The sequence below is a fragment of the Paenibacillus sp. DCT19 genome (genome assembly GCF_003268635.1).
GTDB lineage: Bacteria > Bacillota > Bacilli > Paenibacillales > Paenibacillaceae > Paenibacillus.
This window is the reverse complement of the sequence record NZ_CP029639.1, coordinates 6,458,755-6,482,172: the sequence shown is the minus strand read 5'-3', so window position 1 is coordinate 6,482,172 and position 23,418 is coordinate 6,458,755. Positions and strand designations below refer to the sequence as shown.

General features: G+C 45.5%; 19 protein-coding genes and 1 pseudogene. 15 read left to right on the top strand and 5 right to left on the bottom strand.

What is annotated here, in order from left to right:
* Positions 1 to 63: 63 nt before the first annotated feature.
* Entirely contained in the window at positions 64 to 849 is a 786-nt protein-coding gene (locus DMB88_RS29330; protein ID WP_217363763.1) for an isocitrate lyase/PEP mutase family protein, read from the bottom strand.
* Positions 850 to 888: 39 nt separating this feature from the next.
* Positions 889 to 1,939: pseudogene (locus tag DMB88_RS29325) on the bottom strand (bifunctional transcriptional activator/DNA repair enzyme AdaA).
* 447 nt (positions 1,940 to 2,386) lie between these two features.
* Between DMB88_RS29325 and DMB88_RS29320 the strand changes: the two are divergent.
* Together DMB88_RS29320 and DMB88_RS29315 are read left to right on the top strand one after the other, a co-directional pair.
* Entirely contained in the window at positions 2,387 to 2,770 is a 384-nt protein-coding gene (locus DMB88_RS29320) for a cell division suppressor protein YneA (RefSeq protein ID WP_128104126.1), read from the top strand.
* Positions 2,771 to 3,008: 238 nt separating this feature from the next.
* Positions 3,009 to 3,587, top strand: coding sequence for a hypothetical protein (locus DMB88_RS29315; protein ID WP_128104125.1), 579 nt, complete (start codon positions 3,009 to 3,011; stop codon positions 3,585 to 3,587).
* A gap of 174 nt (positions 3,588 to 3,761) precedes the next feature.
* Here the strand turns inward: DMB88_RS29315 and DMB88_RS29310 are convergent, their stop codons facing one another.
* Positions 3,762 to 4,679 carry a phosphatidate cytidylyltransferase gene (locus DMB88_RS29310; protein WP_128104124.1) on the bottom strand — a complete coding sequence of 306 codons (918 nt, stop codon included), beginning with the start codon at positions 4,677 to 4,679 and terminating at the stop codon, positions 3,762 to 3,764.
* A 96-nt stretch (positions 4,680 to 4,775) separates the two neighbouring features.
* On the opposite strand from DMB88_RS29310, the gene DMB88_RS29305 reads away from it, so the two are divergent.
* From DMB88_RS29305 to DMB88_RS29295, 3 genes are all read left to right on the top strand, one after another.
* The gene (locus DMB88_RS29305) at positions 4,776 to 5,339 is read left to right on the top strand and encodes a hypothetical protein (protein ID WP_128104123.1); all 564 of its coding nucleotides are present in this window, start codon (positions 4,776 to 4,778) and stop codon (positions 5,337 to 5,339) included.
* Positions 5,340 to 5,557: 218 nt separating this feature from the next.
* Positions 5,558 to 6,853, top strand: a complete 1,296-nt coding sequence (locus DMB88_RS29300) for a GntP family permease (RefSeq protein WP_128104122.1) — start codon at positions 5,558 to 5,560, stop codon at positions 6,851 to 6,853.
* A gap of 48 nt (positions 6,854 to 6,901) precedes the next feature.
* Positions 6,902 to 8,062, top strand: a complete 1,161-nt coding sequence (locus DMB88_RS29295) for a glycerate kinase family protein (protein ID WP_128104121.1) — start codon at positions 6,902 to 6,904, stop codon at positions 8,060 to 8,062.
* Positions 8,063 to 8,159: 97 nt separating this feature from the next.
* Here DMB88_RS29295 and DMB88_RS29290 read toward each other — a convergent pair whose 3' ends face one another.
* Complete coding sequence (locus tag DMB88_RS29290; protein WP_128104120.1) at positions 8,160 to 9,206, bottom strand: CdaR family transcriptional regulator; 1,047 nt, start codon at positions 9,204 to 9,206, stop codon at positions 8,160 to 8,162.
* Positions 9,207 to 9,646: 440 nt separating this feature from the next.
* Here DMB88_RS29290 and DMB88_RS29285 point away from each other — a divergent pair, with 440 nt between their 5' ends.
* Positions 9,647 to 13,597 (top strand): S-layer homology domain-containing protein, encoded by a 3,951-nt coding sequence (locus DMB88_RS29285; RefSeq protein ID WP_128104119.1) that lies wholly within the window; start codon positions 9,647 to 9,649, stop codon positions 13,595 to 13,597.
* Between the two features lie 445 nt (positions 13,598 to 14,042).
* Here the strand turns inward: DMB88_RS29285 and DMB88_RS29280 are convergent, their stop codons facing one another.
* Positions 14,043 to 14,600, bottom strand: a complete 558-nt coding sequence (locus DMB88_RS29280) for a GbsR/MarR family transcriptional regulator (RefSeq protein WP_128104118.1) — start codon at positions 14,598 to 14,600, stop codon at positions 14,043 to 14,045.
* A 200-nt stretch (positions 14,601 to 14,800) separates the two neighbouring features.
* Here DMB88_RS29280 and DMB88_RS29275 point away from each other — a divergent pair, with 200 nt between their 5' ends.
* The 9 genes from DMB88_RS29275 to DMB88_RS29235 all read left to right on the top strand — a co-directional run bounded on the left by DMB88_RS29275 (position 14,801) and on the right by DMB88_RS29235 (position 23,254).
* A complete protein-coding gene (locus DMB88_RS29275) occupies positions 14,801 to 15,676 on the top strand; it encodes a carbohydrate ABC transporter permease (protein ID WP_128104117.1) in 876 nt (291 codons plus the stop codon).
* A gap of 53 nt (positions 15,677 to 15,729) precedes the next feature.
* Positions 15,730 to 16,581 (top strand): carbohydrate ABC transporter permease, encoded by an 852-nt coding sequence (locus DMB88_RS29270; protein ID WP_128104666.1) that lies wholly within the window; start codon positions 15,730 to 15,732, stop codon positions 16,579 to 16,581.
* Positions 16,582 to 16,666: 85 nt separating this feature from the next.
* Positions 16,667 to 18,040: an ABC transporter substrate-binding protein gene (locus tag DMB88_RS29265; protein ID WP_128104116.1), complete on the top strand. Its 1,374-nt coding sequence runs from the start codon at positions 16,667 to 16,669 to the stop codon at positions 18,038 to 18,040.
* Between the two features lie 276 nt (positions 18,041 to 18,316).
* Positions 18,317 to 18,976, top strand: coding sequence for an HAD family hydrolase (locus DMB88_RS29260; RefSeq protein WP_254438389.1), 660 nt, complete (start codon positions 18,317 to 18,319; stop codon positions 18,974 to 18,976).
* The gene (locus DMB88_RS29255; protein WP_128104115.1) at positions 18,969 to 19,307 is read left to right on the top strand and encodes a DMT family transporter; all 339 of its coding nucleotides are present in this window, start codon (positions 18,969 to 18,971) and stop codon (positions 19,305 to 19,307) included. The genes DMB88_RS29260 and DMB88_RS29255 overlap by 8 nt, the downstream gene beginning before the upstream one ends.
* Positions 19,307 to 20,383, top strand: coding sequence for a metallophosphoesterase family protein (locus DMB88_RS29250; RefSeq protein ID WP_128104114.1), 1,077 nt, complete (start codon positions 19,307 to 19,309; stop codon positions 20,381 to 20,383). The genes DMB88_RS29255 and DMB88_RS29250 overlap by 1 nt, the downstream gene beginning before the upstream one ends.
* A gap of 258 nt (positions 20,384 to 20,641) precedes the next feature.
* Positions 20,642 to 20,887, top strand: a complete 246-nt coding sequence (locus tag DMB88_RS29245) for a hypothetical protein (protein ID WP_128104113.1) — start codon at positions 20,642 to 20,644, stop codon at positions 20,885 to 20,887.
* A gap of 29 nt (positions 20,888 to 20,916) precedes the next feature.
* Complete coding sequence (locus tag DMB88_RS29240) at positions 20,917 to 21,576, top strand: CPBP family intramembrane glutamic endopeptidase (protein WP_128104112.1); 660 nt, start codon at positions 20,917 to 20,919, stop codon at positions 21,574 to 21,576.
* A gap of 220 nt (positions 21,577 to 21,796) precedes the next feature.
* A complete protein-coding gene (locus tag DMB88_RS29235; RefSeq protein WP_128104111.1) occupies positions 21,797 to 23,254 on the top strand; it encodes a carboxylesterase/lipase family protein in 1,458 nt (485 codons plus the stop codon).
* The last annotated feature ends 164 nt before the right edge of the window (positions 23,255 to 23,418 follow it).

The following is a 23,418-nucleotide window of genomic DNA, read 5'->3' as shown; positions in this document are numbered from 1 at the left end:
GCTGGAAACACCCTCTGTCCATGAGGGATAGCGTGATACGAACACACCTCTTCATCAAGATCATTATGATCCCATTAGAATACGTTGCCCGAGCCCTTTCAGATGTTCCATGACTTGCAGATAAGGATACGGTCCATAGCTGATCCGTGCTACACCCAGTGCAGCCAGTTGTTTAGGTGAAGGCTCAGGCGATGTTACCATCACGTTGACGGGAAGTGGCGACTGGTCACACAGTTCTTGAATCCATTGTGAATGTTGTAAACCTGGAACGAATAGACCGCTAGCCCCTGCTTCTGCGTAAGCCTTGGATCGTGTGATGGCTTCGCCCAGTAACGCTTCATTATGCTGCTCAGGAACCTGTTGCAAGAATAAATCTGTGCGTGCATTGATAAAAAGGGGAATGCCTGCCTGCTCCGCAGCTTCTCGGGCGGCGGATAACCTCAAGCACTGTTCTGGGATGCTGTACAAACCCGCCCCATTAGGAAGCTGATCCTCGATATTAATGCCTACCGCACCATGCTCAATAATTTGCAATACATTTTGCTTCACTTCTGACACAGACCTGCCATACCCTCCCTCTATATCGATGGTTACAGGCAAATCTACGCTCTTGGTAATCCGTGATAGGTTAGCAAGCACCAGCTGGAATGGCAGAGCTTCTCCATCCTGCTCACCGTGGGCTGTGGCAACAGACCAGCTTCCGGTAGCAATAGCCATGGCTCCTGTAGACTGAATGGTCTGTGCACTTCCAGCATCCCATACATTCACCAGTACGAGTGGTTTCCCCTTCACATGATATTGATGAAATTGTTCAGCTTTTTCTCCCATCGTACGCTTGTTGGCGTTCATCTCAGTTCACTCCTTTATAAATAAATGCGATGCTGTTTCTCACTGTAACGCCCCCTGTTTCTCGTGTTGAAGCAGCCAGTTTTTGCGAGTAATTCCCCCCGTATCCGCCAAGCTCACCACTTGTATTAATGACTCGATGACACGGAATGACAATCGCTAGTTGATTGGCTCCATTCGCTTGAGCTACGGCGCGACATGCGGTTGGTTTACCCAGGGCGATTGCGATCTCTTGATAGGAACGTGTTTCCCCTGCTGGAATCAAAGATAACTGCTCCCATACCCTCTTCTGAAATGGTGTTCCTAAATAGAACAACGGTGTGTCGAACGTTGTCAGCGTCCCGTCGAAATATTGTTCAAGTTCTCGTTCTATGGATTGAATTGGCGGCGTCATGCCAGGTACAATTGCTGACTTGGTTCGAATCCGCAGTCGCTCTACCTCGCGCTCAAGCCCTCTACGATCAATAAATTCAAGTAAGTATAGTTGTTTGTCATCAGCTATAGCCATCATGGGGCCGAGGCGGGTGTCAATCCAGGACGCTTTAAGCACCTGTCCTTCATTTACTTGTGTAGGGGCAGCACCCATAATGCGTGAGAATGCATCTCGGAAGCCGCTACTGGACTCATAGCCCGTGGATAGCTGGCTATCAATGACGGTGTGACCTGAACGGATATTTTTTAGCGCAAGTCCCATACGGCGAGCGCGAGCATACTCCACAAAAGTCATGCCAAAGCGCTTCTTGAATTGACGCCGCGCTGTCGATTCATCAATCGACAGGTCTTTGAAATCCTGTTCTTTCCACCGTTTCTCCGGATTATTCTCAACAGCCTCAACCAACAGGCGTACAACGTCAGATACGTGATTGGGATGAGATAGTGGACGACAGCGCTGGCATGGCCGGAATGAAGCGAGTAATGCCTCCTGAGCGGTCTCATAGAACTCGCAATTTTCGAATTTTGGTTTTCGAGCTGGACAAGTTGGGCGGCAGAATACACCTGTCGTTTTGACTCCAACATAGAATAATCCTTCGTACTCTGAGTCTTTGGCAAGAAGGGCTTGGTAATATTGTTCTTTCAGATCATCAGCAATCATGGGTACACGTCCTTACGTTTATGAGAATAGATCATCCACTGCACTCTTCTAGTATAAAAAAATCCAATCTATATTATCGCCGAAAATCAGGCATGAATTTTTTATTTTTTTTAGCTATTTCCGTCGAAATAGTACGTAAATGATAGATTTATGCATGTTTGTAGCGAAATCTGATCGGTTTGTTCAGAATTTGTTTAGAATGTAGTGGTATAATGTACCTACCTACAGGGATTAGTATAGGTCTATGATACCTACTTACAAATATAGGTGAGAGGGAGTACTGACCCTTGAACAAGTGCAAAATAATAAACGGGTTACGCATTTGTAGGCGTGATGACTGAAGACATCGGAGATAGACAAATTGCGCGATTGTTGTTTGAAGGTCCAGGGGGATCATCATGCGCTCGTTACATATAGGAATAGGAGCTAGGTTCGGAGGTTGATGAAATGATGAGACATTCTACGTATCAGAGCATTTATAAACCGGTGAGTTCAGCATCGGTCCAATGGAGCACGGGTGAGCTTAGAAAAAAAATACTTCAACTTAAGGCGCGACCGTTGTTATTGAAAATTTCCATCATCTCTCTTATTGTGATTATTGGTTGTAGTACGATGCTAACTGCATTTGCAGGTGGTGAGGAAGACCTGCTATCGGGTAGAAAGGTCATTGTTTCCCAAGGGGATACGCTGTGGAATCTTTCCGTAGAGTATAAGCCGCAACAAATGGATACACGGGTATTTGTAGAAGTTTTGAAAAAAATTAATAAGCTTTCTTCTAACTCTATTCAAGCGGGGCAGGTCTTAATTTTGCCTCAATATGATGATAAATGACCGTATGACGTTGTGTATAGTCCATGTGTGTAGCCGTCCAAATAGTTTGCTACGCCAAAGATAACTCAAACTAAAACGAGCCTAAATATCTTAAATGATATTTAGGTTTTTTTATTTGTATCGATTGAGATTACATAATATGGAGCTTCATGAGGAAGGATATCGTGTATTAGTTATTGAGGGTCATTCAATAAATTAACATTTTTAGGGACACGTACTTATCAACAGGAGGGATTCAATGATGAAGATCACATGGATGAAATCGACACGTTGGATATTTGCGTTATTATGCATCATGGTACTAACGAGTGCATGCGGTGCTCGTAATAATAATGAATCTGTACAGGAGCATGCGTATCCAAGATCGAAGGAGCCTATAGCCGAAGCAGGCCCTGATTCTATTCCTAATGCAGACGCGAAGCAGGACAATGGATCGTACACAGCCCAATCTGAATCCTCGGCCAATGCCGGAGATGGAATTGTGATCACCATCGATCAATCGGACAAGCTTACGGAAGCAAAGAGCTTTCGCTACTCGGTGAAGGATGTGCCAGAAGGATATACGTTATCTGAACTGCGGTGGACATCCAATCAGATCACAATCATTAATTCAGTACAAGAAGCAACGGAGCATGAAGCAGACGAGAATCAAGCAGACGGCAAAAAAGAAGGTTTCTACATCAAGGATAATGGTCAGCTCAATGAATTCAAATATACAGATGAAATGAAGGGTGAACGTGGCAAAGTCACGTTGGTGTATACGAATGAAGCTGGCCAAGAGGTTCTGGCGGAGCAGGAAGTTAAGCTGAAGAAATAGACAGTATTTCTGGATTCGCCCGCTTGAAATGGCATGAGCCTAAACGAATGTAATATGCTAAAAATGAAGCACCTCCAAATTCATCAGCCGGTGTTTAGGCCGGTTGGATTAGCTTGGAGGTGTGATTTGTTTTTTAAAAATTAAATGGAGCCTTATATCTAATATCTAGAATTGTTACATAAAGTCGAAGAAATAACGCACAACATGGAACATCACGGGTGATGTGTAGGTAAGGCTGTCGACTCTGCTTAGGTAGCTTTTTTTGAGTGCGTCAAACTTGTTATCATCCCCAATTAGCAGATCTCGCTTCAATACAGATACGGTCAGACTGCCAAAGAAACCCGCGAGGCTGATTAGTGCTCCGATAAATAAGGCGAATCCTGCATCAAACGGCGTAAGGTACGGATGGATGAAGTAGGAGGCTGCCGTTGTGATGACCAAGGAACAGGCGAATCCTTCCCATGTCAAAAACGGATTGGCCGTAGGCACGACTTTTCGTTTGCCCAGATATAGAGAGACCACATAATGGATGACATCATTAAGCTGAGTTAGCACCACTAAGAACAAGACCAGCTTCGACCCATATTCCGGTGTAGCGAAAGGAAAGTAAGCAAGGTGGCTGAGTCCGAATACCATGAGCATAAGTCCCCACTGCGTGGAACTGACGCTGCGTAGAAAGCCCACCGTTCCCTTGTTAATTAAGCGCGGGAGGGGCAGCACTAAGAAAACATACAGCGGAATGAAAATGATGAACATCCCATACCATCCAATATAGATCCAGTAGAACTGAGCGGGTATCGCGAGATATGCCCATAGGAATAACCTGCGGTCAGCTTTGCGTGTACTGCGAATCATGGAGAAGTATTCCTTCAGTGCGAAGAATGCCAGCACCATCAGGGAGAGCAAGGAGACGATAGGGTTAAACAGTGTGGCAAGGCAGAAGATAACGAGCATACCCCACCAGGTTTTGATTTTGTTGCCGATGCCCGAATAGTCTTTGTCCGGCTGTAGCTTTGCAATGATTTTGTACACGATATGTATGACGAGTAATGCAGTGAATATTAAGGTTAATGTGAATAATGAACTGCTCACCGAAGGATCACCTGCTTGTCTAAAATAAGATTCCATAAAAGGGTACCTATGTTATTATGAAGGAATAGTGACCACATGATAAGGGGAAATTTTGTTATGACCGATCAACGCTCCATCTATATCCTGCTTACGAATACAGGAACCTTGTTTACCAAAGTCATTCAGAGTTACACCAAAGCACCCTATAATCATGCCTCAATCTCGTTTGACCGGGAATTATCCGAGTTATACAGCTTCGGTCGTAAACATCCAAGCAATCCGCTGAATGGTGGGTTTGTGAAGGAAGATATCCAGACAGGTACATACAGCAAATATCCGAACACGACATGTGTTATTTATGAGCTTCAGGTGACAGAACGTGAAGTGGAAAAAATGAAACGTGTGCTACATATCTTCATCCGTAGCCGCCAGAAATATATGTACAACCTGCTTGGCGTCATTGGCATTACGCTGAAAGAGCCAGTGGAGTTTAGCAACTCCTACTTTTGTTCACAGTTCGTAGCAGAAATATTACAGCGATCCGGAATCAAGCTGTGGAACAAGCTGCCCGCCTTGGTGACCCCGGACGATTTTCGCCAAAGTGAAAGACTCGCGCTCGTATATGAGGGGAAGTTGGGTGAGTATAAGCCGGCAAACAAGGATCAGGACGAGGGAGAATAATATGAGATGAAAAAGCCTGCTGCCATGGATTACTGGCTAACAGGCTTTTTGTGTAGCATGGCGTATTCTAAAGTATGAATCGAGAGATTTGTTATCCGTTATTCAACATGTGTATTGTGCAAATGAACAATGAATTTCGTCTGTTCATCAATATATCTTTGCTTCTCCAGCAACTATAATGAAAGCGTGTTCAACAAGTGCATGGGGGGCAATGGACAATGGAACCTTTAACAATTAGCTGGATCGGCGCACTGGCAGGGCTTGCTATTGCGATCATACTGATTCTGAAGAAACTGAATCCAGTCTATTCTTTATTTTTGGGAGCAATTGTAGGCGCTTTAATTGGCGGAGCGAATCTAGAGGAGACTGTAAATATACTCGTAAATGGTACACAAAGTGTCATGGGCACCGTCCTACGTGTACTAGCTGCTGGGGTGCTTGCAGGAGTCATGATGGAGTCAGGTGCAGCCGAGACCATTGCACAGGCTATCGTACGGAAGTTTGGCGGCAGTAAGGCGATTCTCGCCTTGGCTTTGGCAACGATGATCATTACTGCGGTTGGTGTATTTATCCCTGTCGCTGTTCTAATCGTAGCGCCGATTGCGCTATCCGTAGGTAACAAAATGGGTATCTCCAAGCTTGCGCTGCTGTTAGCCTTATCCGGCGGTGGTAAAGCGGGGAATATCATTTCTCCGAACCCGAACACGATTGCTGCGGCACGAGGGTTCGATCTGGATCTTAGCAATGTGATGTTGGCTGGAGTGATTCCAGCCATCTGCGGATTAATTGTAACCGTTATCGTAGCTTCAATGCTTAAAGGCAAAGGTGTGATGGTCTCTGACCAGGAAGCAGAGCAAGGAGAGGTGGATACATCCCAATATCCACCTCTGAAGAAAGCGATTGTGGCACCGTTGGTAGCGATTATTTTGCTCATGATCAATCCGATCGGTTCAATTACAGGCATTGGAGCACTGTCTACGTTCAAAGTGGACGCAATGTACATTCTCCCGATTGCGGGAATCATCGGTATGCTGGCGATGGGACAGAGCAAGAACATTGTGAAGTATACAACGTCGGGACTGAACAAAATGACGGCGACAGTACTCATCCTGGTAGGTGCCGGGGGGATTGCAGGGTTGATCTCCGCATCGGATCTATCAGGTCAAGTCGTTAGTCTAATAGAAGCGTCTGGTATATCCGGTACCTTCCTGGCACCAATCGCTGGCATTCTGATGGCAGCAGCGACAGCATCAACTTCGACAGGTGTTATTCTCGCAACAGGATCATTCGGCGATGCAATCTTGAACATGGGGACAGCTCCGCTAGCTGCGGCTGTGATGGTTCATACGGGTGCAACGGTCATCGATTCCCTGCCACAAGGTAACTATTTTCATGTGTCTGCTGACAGTATGAAGATGACAATTCGACAACGGATGGGTGTCATACCTTATGAAGCGATTGTTGGTGGTACGATGGCTATTGTGGCTACATTGCTATATGGATTTATCCTTTAAGAGCTTGTTTACTAGACGCACTTTAATCATATGGATGGGGTGAGAGGAATGGGAGAAAAGAGAGAAAATACATTTGTACTGGCACCAGACTCATTCAAGGAAAGCATGACAGCCAAAGAAGTATGTGTGGCGATGGAAAAAGGATTGCGCAAAATCTACCCAACAGCACGTTATATCCATGTACCCATGGCTGATGGAGGCGAAGGGACGGTACAATCGCTTGTGGATGCTTCTGGTGGCACGATTCACTTTCAAGAAGTACAGGGTCCATTGGGTCAGAAGGTCATGGCACAGTATGGTATTCTTGGAGATGGAACAACGGCAGCGATTGAGATGGCCTCGGCCAGCGGTATCCATCTCGTGGCTCCAGAGATGCGTGATCCACTTCGCACAACGACGTACGGAACAGGAGAACTGATTCGGAAATGTCTTGATCAAGGCATTCGTAAAATTATTATCGGGATTGGCGGCAGCGCCACTAACGATGGGGGTACAGGTGTGGCTGAGGCGCTTGGTGTAAAATTTTTGGATGCCCAGGGTATATCTCTTGAACGTGGTGGAGGTTCGCTTAACCGATTAGCGCATATTGACGTGTCGGGCTTAGATCCACGTCTACAGGAAGTGGAGTTCATCGTTGCCTGCGATGTGACGAACCCACTCTGTGGTGAACACGGCGCCTCACGGGTATTTGGCCCACAGAAGGGTGCTACGCCGGAGATGGTGCAGCTATTGGATGCAAACCTGTCTCATTATGCAGATGTAGTAAACCAACAGCTGCATAAGGATATTCGAGATGTACCGGGTGCGGGTGCAGCAGGTGGTTTGGGAGCAGGGCTTCTCATTTTCACGCAAGCTACATTACGCAAAGGCATTGAGATCGTGATTGAATATACAGGTTTACGCGAAAAACTAGTTCATGCAGATATCGTATTTACAGGCGAAGGCGGCATTGACTTTCAAACGAAGTTTGGCAAAACGCCTTACGGTGTGGCCCAAGCGGCCAAAGAAATAGGGAACCCGGTTATTGCTATCGCAGGATATGTGGGTGAAGGGATTGAGACTCTGTACACAGAAGGCATTGATGCCGTGTTTGGCATTGTGCCAGGAGCAGCGGATTTAGATACACTCTTGCGGGAAGGCTCAGCGAATGTGGAGCGTACCATGGAGAACATCGCACGGGTGTTGAGGCTTGGTCTTCTACCATCATAGAACGGGATAACAGCAGAATAAAGATCAGAAGAGACGGATGGCGAAATGAAAGCCTGCATGATGGGGCAATTTGCATCCGTCTTTTGGGTGCCTCAATCTACCGATAAAACGCGAGTAACCCGTGAGTAAGCTCAATAAGTTCGAGCCAGTTACGCGGGTCTTTGCCCGTAATAGATTGTATGCGTTTGAGCCGGTATTGTAGCGTGTTGCGATGGATGTTGAGGTCATCGGCTGTGGTAGTCATGCTACCACTATGATGGATAAAGCTACGTAACGTCTCAAGTAGATCGGCAGTGTCCTCTAGCTTACTGACAATGTTGGATTGATTAGTTAAGTTGGCAGCGCTAAAACGTATGAGAAACTGCACATCATCGTACCGTGTTAGAGGGGACGCGGGGCGAAGTGCCATCAGGATGTTCATGGCGGATCTTGCCTGCTCGTAACAGCGTGCGATATTGGATTCTCGTCTACTAATAGAGATCAAGGCTTGAGGTCGATCCTGCTGGAATTGCTGGATGACCGTATCTACCTCTGATTCATTCTGAATGAGCACCAACTGCGCATCCCCTGCATCCTCCAGTGTAAACCAAGGGTAAGGCAGCAAGGTTTTATAGGCTTCCGTGTTAAACTGTGGCGATTCCCCTTGGAATCGAATGTATATAAGGATTGTAGGCAATTGCAAATCGATATGATATTGCAGCGCTTCTTTCCTCATTTTCTGTGAATAGGAACCAGAATGGTTAAGAAGTCGTTCCAAAAAAGCCTTTTTGCGTGAAGCTTCATGAGCCAGATTCTCCAGTTGATTGCGCTGTTCAATAAGAAGGGATACGGTAGTACGCACGATGTTGCAGAATGGACGGACCTCATCTGGATGCCCTGATATGCCAATCACACCCACTAGCTCATTGCTAATGATAATAGGCTCGTTCGTACCCATTTTCTCTAACCGGCCATCTTGCCACACTTCAACCATGGTTCTTGTCGTTAATGCTCGAACAGCTCCCTGATGAATGGAACCTACGCGCTCACGCTGTCCACTACCAATAATAATTCCTTGTTCATTCATAATATTAATGTTGTAGGGGATGTCCTGCATCATTTTATCGACGATATCCTGTGCCTGTTTCTCCGAAAGCTGCAACATATCCGTTCCTCCTTCATCAGGTAGCCGACCAGTGTATTATCCCTGATCCCTAATGTCTGTTCATTTCTGTTTAGCCCTGTTAATCATTGTGCAACTGAACGAAATTATAGACGATGGATAGGGCTTACACAAGCGAGGCTTCTTTGAAAGAGGGATATATAATGACTCATCCTATTTTCTATATCACTGTTTGTTCATAACAAACTCCTCCATCACCTTCGTGTCTCTATTGACACGTAGATAATCAAGATGTGATTTTCCCCAACCACACATATCGTCCAAAAGAGTCCCTATAGTCTGTCCATGTTCAGAATCGGTCCAGAGCGTTTTACTACAATACAAGTAACACTGAACAGGAGGACAGAATACATGTTATTCAAGCGGTTTATCAGTTTAATGTTGGTCATAGTTATGTTGGTGCCACTCATTAATGTGGGGGCGTGGCCAGTGCAGATGAATTAACACCTCGCGAGCGTATTAATGAGCAGAGAAATGATTATTTCCTGAACAATGATCCAAGTATAATCTCAACTGTGCAGAGTATTTTGGAGGAGCCGGGGTTCATTAATCTACCAGATGACTATAGCTTGTTAACCGATAGTCAGAAATCGGAGATTGCCGAAGGTGTGATGAGTTTTATCTCAGACAACGTCCAGTATTCGGAGGATCGCCAGGTTGGATATATCTTTAACCTTCTATACCATTTGGCAAAACTTACGAAACAAGCGGATGCAAATACATTTCAACAAACGTCCACTTCATTATATGAATTGTTCGGAGAAGTCGATGATTACTTCCTGAATGTTAGTGATCAGGACTTGAATCAACTTCGTACGGCGAGCAGTTCGTACAGCTTGTTAAGAGGTGTAGATCAAGCATTGCTTGTCAATACAGCGTATTCTAAGTACGCAAGAGCAAACTTGGGTAATCCTATCTCTTATGGAACCAAGCTAAGCTTTATGACGACGCAGTTAGCGCTTTTTGATGGCGTGAATGGTACAAGTGTTAGTTCTGCTTTAAACAATCTTTATAACGTATACATCGCTAACCAAGATTATATACAGAATCATGATAGCAGCTTTCCACCATTTGCATTCAATTTGAGTAAAATGTCGGAGATTGTTAATGCTAGTGAGCTTGGTGAATTGGCAGATTGGATCATTGATAACAGACCAGTGAGTGGATACTATGACAACATTGCTCAAGTGCAGTCGGCATTTGATTCGTTTTTTGCCGATGCACCGTGGTTGGATCAGTATAACGAATTCAAAAAGACCGCTAGAAGGACTAACCCAGAGGATATCCAGCAAGCTATAGCGTTCTTTAGCGACGAGCAGTTCGTAGTGTTACCTGATTTTAAATCCCTGACTACTGAAGATCAGCAGGCTGTGGCAGATTACCTATTGCGAATTGACCCACCAACAGGGGGATACGCCAACCAAGGGCAAGTTCAAATTATGGTGGAAGTCGCTATGCGCGCACTCGATGTGATGCACCAGATCGGGGAGCCAACTGCTAAGACTGCGCTTGATGCATTTTATACCAAACAAGCAGAACGTGCTAATTACTTTAATGAAGCGGTTGATCGAGAAGAGTTCTATCGTCTTGTTAACATGTATCTAACTTCCTCTGATCTAGAAAAGCGTATGACAGCATACCGATTCGAACTGAGACTCAGTACAAGCTCAGCGATCAATCGTGTAATGGGCGAAACGGAATCAGCGGTAGAAGGAACCCCATACCTTAATCTGGTTGAGACGAAAGCAGATATGAAAGATACAATTGAGAAAATTGTTTATATGCAGAGCAAGGTCGAAGTATACAACATCGATAATCCGACCAAACCGATGGAGAAATTCCCGCTAGACTTTAGTGATTACAATACGATGACTAGCACAGAAAAGAATGAGTTGGCCCAACAAATGTTGGAGAAACGTCCGAATGCAGGATATCTAACCTATGCAGCTATTCAAAATGCTTTTAATCAATATTTGAATCCGGATATCGATAATGGTAATAAATATGATTTGCGTGATGTGAACTATGCAAGAGAGGACGAAGATACGGCTGATATGATCATGGCTATAGAACATCTCGAGGATATCACCTTACCTCAGGAATATTCTAACTTCACGCCAGAACTAAAAAAATATGTAGCTAGATTCTTGATCTATCAAGTTGGGGAAGACTATGAAAAAGAGTCACAAGTTCAATATATGATTGAGCTTGCTGTACAGGCACAATTAGTCTGGGAGCAGAAGGAACTGGGTGTTCTTCAGGATAAACTAGATGTTCTAGCCCAGTCTTTGTCCGATGGTCTTAAGCATTTCAATGATCGTAAAACAGAGAGTCTGCAGGATGTCGGACAGCGTTATCTTGATCTCGGTAAAGTGAATAAACCTGTATTTGCATATACGTTTTTGCACTTATTGGTGAAGGAGCGGTTGGAAGGAACATCAGCAGGGGAAATTCCCAACCCTGAGTTCATTCTTGGACTTCTCTCCGCACCGTTCGAACCGATTGAGAATGCTATTACGGTAGATCAAATGAACGAGTGGCTTGATACAACGATGAAAAATCAGTTGAGTGGTGAACAATTTTTCCATGGCAAAAAGATCGACTTCTCAGGCTCACTTAATCTATCCAGAAGAGCGGACCTTAGCAATGAAGGCAAAAAGGAACTGGCGGACTGGGTTCTGGAGCATAAAGAGGACGGTTATGAGAGTGCTTCGCACTTGCAATATGTGATTGACTCATTCTTCACCGCTCCTAATGTAACAGCAGACAACACGAATAAGAGATTGATTGGCCTAGAGCCTACAATGGAAATTTCTTTTGATGGCGGTGTTCATTGGCTTGATCTAGCATCGATTGACCGTTTGGATTTCAATAGAAATGTGACAGTGCTGGTACGTTATAAAGCGATCAGTGTTGAGATGCCAGGGCGTGCTCTGAAATTTGTCTTTACAGCGAAAGAATCAGATGGTGGTAACACAACAACACCAACTAATCCATCAACGCCTAGCCCATCTACGTCAACACCGTCTACCGGGTCATCAAGTACAACACCTGCTCCAGCTACGAAACAGGAACAGATTGTTGTAGATGTGAACGGTGTTAACGGCACCAACTTGACCAAGACACCGATTACTCGCACAACTGAAACGAATGGTATAATCAAAGATTTGGTGAAAATGAGTGAAGCGATTGCCAAGGAATCGGTGGAAAAAGCGAAGCAGCTTGGAACAGACACAGCACGTATTGTCATTCCAGATGCCCAAGATGCTGTGTCCGAGACACGGATTGAACTGCCAAAAGCAGCCGTTAAGGCACTGAATGATGGTGCGCTTAAACTTGAAATTTCTACAGGCAATGTCGTGATATCTGTTCCGACGAGTTCGATTGCTGGATTCGATCAAGACTTGTATTTCCGCGTCGTTCCATTGAAGTTGGAATCAGAGCGTAAGGAAGTAGAAGAGCGTGCGAAGAAGGAGCGGTTGATTCAAGAGATTGCTCCCAATACGAACGTGCGTGTACTGGCTCGTCCAGTTGAGATTGAAACCAATATGCAAAGCAGAGAAGTTACGTTGACATTACCACTGCGTAATAGCTTGCCAACAGATCCAGCTGCGCGTCAGCAAGCATTGGACAACCTGGCGATCTACATCGAACACAGTGACGGTACCAAAGAATTGATTCAAGGTAAACTGGTGAAACTCAAAGATAATAGTGAAGGTATAGAGTTTACTGTAACCAAATTCAGTACGTTCACACTTGTCGTTGTGGATGGCTTGAAAGCTTCGCAAAGTTCACAGCTTCCATACATTCAAGGCTTTGGGGCAGACTTCCGTCCAGATGCGTTGGTAACACGTGCGCAAATGGCGGCTATGCTGGCTCGCAACCTGACGGATGAAGCAGGATCAAGCTCTGCTGCTAGTGTGAACTACACGGATGTATCTGCAACGCATTGGGCAACAAGTGAGATTCAGAAGGCTCAATCCGCAGGTATCATGAACGGGTTGAACACTACACAATTTGCGCCGGAAGGCTCCATTACCCGTGCACAGATGGCAACGATTGCGTATCGTTGGATGCAGCAACAACAAGCAAGTCCAACTGTCGGTGCTGCAGCAGAAGTTACGTTCACGGACGTATCAGCAGACCTGTGGGCATCGGATGCGATTGCTTATGTTCAGTCTGCAGGCTTAATGGTTGGTTATAGCGACGGTACGTTTAAGCCCAATAGCAAGCTTACACGTGCTGAAGCTGTAAAAGTTCTGAATGTGCTGTTCAATCGCGCACCACGAACTGGAGTGGTGACACCTTCATTCAACGATGTACCAGCAACACACTGGGCATATGCAGACATTGAAGCGGCAGCGCAAAAATAATATTTTCACAGGTCAACAGGTGATAGGATCGTAGGAGAAAATAGAGCTGTTCCAAGTGCCATATCGTGGCGAGGGACAGCTCCTTTTTGCGTTTACATATAACCCAACAATGGCTCGTGTGACTAAACAATGATTTGTCAAACCATCGGATTGTGATGCTTCCCAATCTAACGAACCGAGGAGACGCTATTGGCAGCAAATTTGACAAACTGAATATCTAACGAATCATAGCGACATTATTCCACTGTAAACGTAGAAGATTGGGCTACTTTGGAAGCCTTCTTTTACCAATAACTTCTCTCAGGTTCGTTATAATCGGTATCTCAGCTTTATCGGTCATATAAGACTTGTTAGATTCGTTAGCGCTGTGCCCATCCAAGTCGTGATGCTCAACAGGCAGTTTGCTACTCTTAATCGGGGGATTCCGGACATTATCGTAAAATATTCATTCTTCCGCAGAGCTTGGATAGAAGCTACCCTCTTGCAGTTGGTTTACAAATCCCTGAAGCCAAATATAATATTGCTCCGCATGTTGAAGCTTGTGCAGGTCACGCAGTGCTTCATTCCGGTCTTCAGGTAAGGTATGTTCTGACAGGATGATCGCTGACAGATCAGGAATGACTTCTCGTATCCCCTCTAACATCACATCCACTTCCCGCTGTAGCTTCGATCCGAAGAAGTTCTGAAAGGTTCGGTAGAAGTCCGTTTCAGCCAAGTACTGATCCTGACGATCCTTTTTCTCATCTAGCTTATATATCATCTGTGATTCCGTAAGTGAACGAACAGCGTAGCTCATATTGCTTTTACTCATGTTCATAGAGGTCTTCATTTCTTCAAGTGTCATGGGTCGATCTTCAAAATACATAATTCCATACAACTTACCAAACGTATGATTAACTCCATATAGATCCATCGTGTTCGCGATGGCGTCGATGACCTTCTCCCTTAGCTCATACCGATCGGGCAATGAAGAATGATTCGGGTTCCCGGTAGTTTCTTTCACCACAATGTCACCTCAAGTTTATGATAGCGTTCCCACTAGCCTCTTCATATTTTAAATGACTTGTCCTAATTTTAACATAACCCTGAAATAGATTTTTCAATACGAGTGTACAATCATTTTTGTACGGAATAAATAAAAAATCGTTTCATGCCAAATATTTCTAAAGGATTAAAGAAAAATTGAACATAAGGAGTGGGGAATTGCGATTAAAGCTATGGAGGGAGTCTGAAGCGGTATTATTCACGTTGCCGGCTCTAATCCCGTTGCTGGTTTTCTGGCTGGGGCCTCTCGGATATATCGTTTATCTCAGTTTCACCGATTGGGACTTCATGAGCCCAGATAAGTTATTCGTTGGTTTAGATAATTACAGCTATCTGCTGACCAACTCTGAATTCTATCAATCTTTGAAAGTGACGTTGTTATTCGGGCTAGGGAGTGTCATTCCAACCATCGTTGGTGGACTAGCACTGGCTATGCTCATGAATAGCAAAATCAAATCAACTGGAATCTTCCGCACATTACTCTTCTCGCCTTGGGTAACGCCAACGGTTGCGGTATCCATCGCATGGTCTTGGATCTTCGAGCCAGAGGTAGGGCTTGCTAATCTTATGCTGGGCTGGGCAGGAGTATCTCCTATTGGATGGTTGCGTGACGCAAACTGGGCACTGGTTGCCGTGCTAATCGTTACCCTGTGGAAGTCGATTGGCTGGGCGATGGTGTTCTATCTGGTTGCACTGCGCAACCTGCCCTCTGATCTGCTCGAAGCGGCTTCTATTGATGGAGCAGGGAGTTGGGATAAGTTCCGAAGTATTACGTTGCCACTAATCTCACCAACGACGTTCTTCCTTTCCATTATTCTGACGATTCAGTCTCTTCAGGCTTATGACCAGATTAACGTCATGACTCAGGGTGGACCAGCGGGATCGACCAGAACGTTGCTGTATATGTATTACCAGTCTGCATTTGAATCCTTCAATGTGGGTGAGGCTTCATCCATCGCCGTTGTAATTATTCTGATCTGCGTACTGCTCTCGGGAGTATCCTTCCTGCTTGGCAGACGTTTGGTGCACTACTAATGACAATGACGATGCCTAATAAGAAGATTCAGAAAAGGATGAAGCGCAAGGAGATGCAGAATGTGTCGGTAAAATTGAAAATAAGTAAACTCATCCGCTATCTGTTATTAGCCATTATTGCGCTAGGTACAGCATTTCCTTTCTATTGGATGGTCATTAGCGGATTCAAAACAAATGATGAGATCTGGCAATTCCCGCCGACCTTCTGGCCGGAGACATTCCTATGGAGCAATTACGTGGATGCTTGGAATGCCGCACCATTTGCTCGTTACATTTTGAACAGTACCGGGGTAGCCTTGGCAATCTGTCTATTCCAGATCGTCAACTCCAGTATGATGGCATATGCGCTTACTCATATGAAATTCCGCCTCAAAGGGACACTAACCTCCTTAATTCTGGTGGGTTATATGATACCGAGTACGGCTGTGTATCTGCCGAGTTACATGGTACTTAGCGAGCTTAATTTGCTCGATTCCTACACAGGCTTGATTGTATCCAACTGTGTTAGTGTGTTCTCGATTTTCCTAATCCGCCAAGCGTTCATGCAGGTCTCTCATGAATTGGTAGAAGCCGGACAGCTGGATGGTGCATCCCATTTCCGGATTTTATGGACCATTATCGCGCCACTTGTTCGATCCAGCTTCGCCGTAATGGTACTGATCACGTTTATCGAGCAGTACAACAACTATTTCTGGCCGATGCTGATCACCAAAGACCCTGATCTGCAGCTAGTATCGGCTGGTCTGAGAAGCTTCTTCGTCGAAGGCGGGGCATATGGACTGGCGTGGCCGCAAATTATGGCTGCGAGTGCCTTCACCATCGCACCACTCCTTGTTCTCTTCTTGTTCACTCAGAAAACGATCATGCAAAGTGTCAATATGACGGCTGGTGTGAACAAGAACTGATACGAATCACCGAACACCCTGCATCAACTAGATACATGCTATTAACCGTACTAACCAACATTTCACCTAAACGGGAGGAACAACAATGAAGTGGAGTCAAGCGAACATGACATGGAAAAACAGACTGAGGTCAAACTGGAAGGGTGGTATGTCCCTCGTACTGGCGGCAAGTTTTGCTCTGCTGACAGCTTGTGGATCATCGGCACCAGCGGAGTCCGATACAACGGCTGCTGCAAGTGGAACAGAGACTCAGGCGAAGGCGCCAGTAGAAATTGAATTCTGGTATGGTCTCGGTGGTAACCTGGGCGACAATATGAAGAAGACGATTGATGCGTTCAATGCTTCCCAGGACGAAGTCGTTGTCAAAGGAATTGTACAGGCAGACTACACAGAGACGGAACAGAAGCTGCAAGCAGCGATTGCTTCCAAGAAGGTTCCAGCGGCTGTACTGAGTGCCAACATCGACTGGGCGCGCAAAGGCTACTACGCACCAATGGATGAGATGATCGCAGCGGATTCGAATTTCCAAAAGGATGACTTCATTCAAACGTTCCTGAACCAAGGAGAAGTGGACGGCAAACAATACTTCCTGCCAATGTACGGAACAACTCAAATCATGTATTACCGTATGGATACGCTCAAAGAGAACGGAATCGACCCGGCAAGCCTGACGTCATGGGAGAAGCTTGCTGAGGCCGCAGCGAAAATGAGCAAACAAGAGAATGGCAAGACCACCTTCTACGGCTGGCAACCGATGTGGGGCAAAGACAACATGATTGATGCCGTAATGGGTAAAGGTGGACAGATTCTTAGTGAGGATGGCAAGACGGTTATGATCGATTCCCCAGAGTGGATCGAGACATGGGATCTGTTCCGTAAATGGATTCATGAAGACAAGATCATGGGCATCGAGTACGGTGGTCAAGGTTGGGAATATTGGTACAAAACGATTGATAATGTGATGAAAAATAAAGCAGCAGGCTACACGGGCTCCAGTGGTGACCAAGGTGACCTGGACTTCAGTATTGTCGCTGCAATGCAACAACCAGGCTGGGAAGGTATTGGTGAAGGTAAGCCAGTTGCCAATGCAATTTTGGCAGGTATCCCGGCAGCAGCAAGTCCTGAGCAACAACAAGCAGCGTACAAATGGCTGACGTACTTCTCTAAGACTGAAAACACGGCTGCATGGTCGATGAACACAGGTTATATCGCAGTTCGTCAATCCGCTCAAGATGATCCAGAGTTCAAGAAGTTCAGTGAAGAAAATCCACAAATTACAGTACCACTTCAACAAGCAGCTCATGCATCCGCTCCATTCCGTGATCCAACGGGTGGTAAGATCAATGATGCATTGAAGGATGCAGCAGATAAAGTGCAGATCAACAACGTTCCTGCAGCAGAAGCACTGAAGGAAGCGAAAGAGAAAGCTCAGAAAGAGCTTGATCGTATCACGAAGTAAGGCTGAGCTAAGCTACCTTTCAGCTGTAGATCTAGAATAACTTAATCAGTATTGATACGGGGATTATATCAATAACAAAAGCAATCAAGCCGGGAGGGCGGTATATGCAAGATGTACCGTCCTTTCGGTTCATTACGATGGTAGATAAGGAGTTTATCAGATGCAACAAGAGGAGACGTATGTAGGTGGATCGCCTCATCCGATTCAAGCAGTCCTATTTGACAAAGACGGGACTTTACTTGATTTTACAGGTATGTGGGGTTCTGGACCGATTGTGTGCTTAATGACTTTAGAGAACGGTTGGCTGCTAGAGATATGCATATCGATGCGGCTAATATTCCACAGATCTGGGGCACATTCCATGATGAGCAGGGACATATGAACGGATATGATGTACGCGGGCCACTCGCCATGGGAACGATGGATGAAGTATATGCCGTGCTGACCTGGCATGGATACCGCGCAGGATTGAGCTGGGCTGAAGCCAAGATCATGGTGCGAGATTGCTTGGCGCATGCAGAGGAAGCGATGGAGATTCATCGCCCAGCACATCCGTTACCGGGTGTTCGTGAATTTCTAGAGCAATGCCGTAATCAGGGCGTGGTATTGGGGGTTGTGACAGCCGACGACACCCATAGTGCGGTTAAGCATCTGCAATGGATGGGGCTAGATGCATTCTTTGACGTGGTAATCGGTACGGATCTCGTGGATCGTGGCAAACCTTTTCCCGATATGGTGTCGCTCGCCTGTGAGAAGTTGGGTATACCTGCATCGCGGGTCTTGGTTATTGGTGATACGGATGGTGATATGGAGATGGCGCGCGCGGCTGGTGCAGCTTATAAGATTGGAATCGGAGAACCGGGGCGACTTACGCTCGCAGATCGAACGATTCAGTCATTTCATGAGCTTCTGAATGGTGGTTTGGCGAATGACTAATGCTCAAACGTATCTGGGTTGGGTGCTGCTCGCCCTTGCCATTGGACTGGAGCTGAGTGCCACCATTTTGCTCAAAGTATCGGATGGTTTCTCTCGTTTATGGCCTTCGGTGATGATGTTTGTCTGTTATGGAGCAAGCTTTACGTTCCTCAATTTTGCAGTGAAATATATGCCTCTAGCGGTGGCTTATGCGATCTGGTCTGGCGTGGGGATTACACTTATTGGTATTGTGGGTCATTACTATTTTGGCGAACGTCTTCGGTTGACTTCTATGGTATGGATTGGCTTTATTCTGATCGGCATTATTGGACTGAAATGGAGTGATTCCTGATGAAAAATGAACATTTGCCTGAGCTGCCTCTTGCCAGCTTTCAAGTGATTACGGATACGCATGTACGAGACGATGCAGATCATATTCATAACCGACATTTGGTGCAGGCCTTGGCGGATATAGCAACCTTCAGTCAAGGAAGCAGTGGCATTATGCATGTTGGCGATGTGACAGATCGAGGTCTACCGGCTGAGTATCGTGAACTTGAGCGCATACTGAAGCAACACGCTGAGAACCTACCTGATATCCGCTACACGGTAGGAAACCATGATATTGGCGCTATCGTGTTTCAAGACCCTCCGCTGTTTCTGGTGGGCATGACGTCTTCCGAAGTAGCAGGTCTGTTAGAGCAAGATGAACATGTGGAGCCCACGATAACGCAAACGAAGGCTGAATCGGCTGCACTGGTCGAGCAGTTATCCCGCGGTTTGTATACTATTCAGCCTCCTCCGGATGGAGAGTCTCTTCTTTCGGAAGTTGAGTCAATCACGGTTGCTGAATTGTGGCATCGTCGGTTGAGCGATTTTGAAGCCACTACTGGGGTGAAACGTTCTTATCACGATCACTGGATTGATGGGTATCATTATATCTTCTTAGGTACGGAGCAGCCTCATCCGAAGGATTGCGAGTTATCTGCCGAACAATTGGTATGGCTTGAGCTTACGTTGTCTGAGCATGCAACGGCAGATCGCCCGATTTTCCTGTTCCTGCACCAACCACTCATGAACACGGTAGCGGGATCAATGAAGGAACAAGGATGGTACGGGGTGAATCAGGATGCTGAGCTTAAGGCGATTCTAGCCCAGTATCCGCAGGCTATACTTTTCACAGGTCATACCCACTGGCAGTTAGAAGCACCGCGTACAATGTATGATGGAGAAGGGCACATGCCAACGATGTTTAATGCATCTTCTGTCGGTTACCTCTGGACGGATCAGGATGAGCATCTGGAGGGTAGCGAAGGGCTCCACGTAGAGATTTACAAGGATCGGGTCGTTGTGAAGGGACGCAACTTCGTGACAGGTGAATGGATTGAGGGTGCGGAGTTTACGGTACATTATCCGGTATTAGATTAATCATGAGGCAATCATAAGTATCATAAGTGAGCAGAAGCGGTTCACATGTTGTGGGTTAGTCTACGTTAAAGGGTCATCCTTAGATAAGGGTGGCTCTTTTAGTTTAAGGTAGATTATGCCATTCTAATTTTGGTACAGTGTAGGTTGGATTGGTTTAGCTTGGATACGCTACATCTGAATCATGCATACAGCATGACCCGCCAAGACAATAGTGCTCACGGTCGTTCCTCGAAATTACGGAGAAAGGAGGTTAGATCAATGAAAGGTCATAAATTAATCGGGAGTATATTGGTTGTGAGCTACATTAGTGTGATGTTTTCTTCCCAGAGATCGGCGACATTTTTACTGTTGATGCCATTAGTTGCGTTCACAATCTTTCTATTTCTGGAAGTTACACGCACAGGCAAGATTAATACGTCTCTCTTCCTTTATTGGATGGTTACAGTGTCCCTACTATTAATACATATCAGTCTGATCGTATCGGGTGTTTCTTTTAAGGGTTAGATTAGATCATACAAAGGTGGAACTTACGAATGCCGCAAGACAGAAGTTACAGTTTGAAAGAGGTAGTTAGACAACTAGGATTAATACTGCTACTGCCTGCAATCTTTTTTATCATTACATCCTTAATATTAGAAATGTTAGACGTGAAAAATGTAGATACAGCGTTTGTATTCATATTGTTTCAAATCATAACTTATACGTGGTTTCTTGCGCTTAATCCAAGGTTCAGAGAATACATACGTGATCCACTATGCTCCAAAGTAAAGATAAGAACAGCCGCCTTATATATCATCGCTGGATTCGTATTATTGGCTTTAACTTCAGTGCTAATCTTAGGAACTGGAATAGAAACAAATGAGGGTCAGCGTCATCTCTTCGAATCGAGTGATCTTCGTTCAGCCGTGACGTTTCAAAATATCTTTGTTATTTTAGCCATTTCTATAATTATTCCGTTCTTCGAGGAACTGTTATTTAGAGGATTGCTCTTTACAACGATCTCAAATAAATATGGAACATGGTGGGCATTAATCATATCTTCGGTGGTCTTTGGTATGCTACACGGTGGTGTTTTTATAGCGACTTCCATCTTTGGTCTTATATTTGGCTATATATTTTACAAAACAAAATCACTGCTCCCAGGGATAATACTTCATATCATCTGGAACTCGTTAAGTGTGTTTCTCACATAAGACACGCCTACAGAAAGGTCAAATTTATATAAGAAAGTTCCACGTGAAACGTAGTAGCAGAGCGGAATCTGGGTAAAGTTGTAAATGGGTGCCACAACGATTTATACTCAAATAGATACACATGCGGATTACTTAACGTGCGTTATCAAAGTGCGGAATTTTTTGAACAACCTATTAAAATGTTAGTTTAACCTATCCATGGAGAGGAAGTAGAAGCGGCATGAGAGAACTTCAAGTTGAAACGAAGTATGGTACAGTTCAAGGCAAGCTTTTGCATGGTACACGTGTGTGGAAAGGTATCCCGTATGCCAAACCGCCAGTAGGTGAGTTGCGTTTTCAAGCGCCAGTACCACCGGAATCATGGGATGGAATCAGACAGGCTACACAATTTGGGCCTGAGAATATACAGCCTCGCCACGAATCAGATTGGACAGGTGGGCAACGTCCAGTGGAGTCAGAGGACAGTCTATATCTGAACATCTGGGCACCGGAAAAAGAAAGCTCGCAATCCCTACCTGTAATGGTATGGATTCATGGGGGCTCATTCGTATCGGGCTCAGGCAGTCAGCCGATGTACGATGGGACACAATTGGCTCATCGAGGCGATATTATCGTTGTCACCATCAATTATCGACTTGGGCCACTTGGTTTTCTGCATATGGCTCCACTCGGTGAGTCCTATGTAACGAATGCAGGTCTGCTTGATCAGGCCACCGCCCTACAATGGGTGAAGGACAATATCTCAGCGTTTGGCGGGGATGCAAACAATGTTACGGTATTCGGAGAATCGGCAGGTAGCATGAGCATTGCAGCTCTAATGGCTATGCCTGCTGCGAAAGGATTGTTTAACCGTGCCATCATGCAAAGTGGGGCTTCACAGTTCATAACCGCGGAACAAGCATCTGCGATGCGTGAAGGGATGTTGAAGATTCTTGGCGTTGAGCCAGACAATCTGCAAAAACTGAGAACTATTCCGGCAGAGGAGATTATCGCAGCAGGTCAGACCCTTAAACAGCAGATCGGTGCTGGGATGGCTCTGTTATTCCAGCCTGTACTGGATGGCAATACGCTACCTCAGACCCCACTTGAAGCGGTGAACGCGGGTTCTGCGCAGGACATTCCTGTATTGATTGGAACAACATTGCATGAAGGTGCGCTATTTATCCAGCCACATGTGCCTTTCTCACCCGAGATTGATATGGTACAAGGTGTGGACTTTATGGCACCAGATCTGGAGAACCGTGTGGCCATTGCAGACAGTTATCCCAAAACGGCAGATGGCCAAGCTCAGGTCATGACAGATCTCTTCTTCTGGCGTTCATCGTTACAATATGCGGCAGCTCAGCAGAAGCACGCATCCGTCTGGATGTATCGCTTCGATTGGGTGATGCCAGAGCATCCATTGTTAAAAAGAGCCATTCACAGCATTGAAATGTTCTTTGTGTTCAATACATTACCTGTATTGAAATTCATGAATGCTGAGCCAGACGAGGCAGCGGCAGAGCTTGCGCTCAAGGTACAGGATGCCTGGATTTCCTTTGCCAAGCACGGTAAGCCAGAGACGGCGGGTATAGCTTGGCCTGCATATGAACAGGATCGCGCAACGTTAATTTTCAACCATGAGCTTGAAGTGGTGCATGATCCTGAAGCGTCTAAGCGGGAGCTACTAGGTCTATAAAGATATAACGGATATAACGTGGTATAACGAAGTCCGTTATCCTATTTTCCCTAAGAGTATGAATACCGCGGTGCACATTTGAATTTTCATATTTACAGGGCAGCTAGGTTGGAACAAGAATAAAGGCGACTTCCATGTACGATTGAATGGAAGTCGCCTTTTGT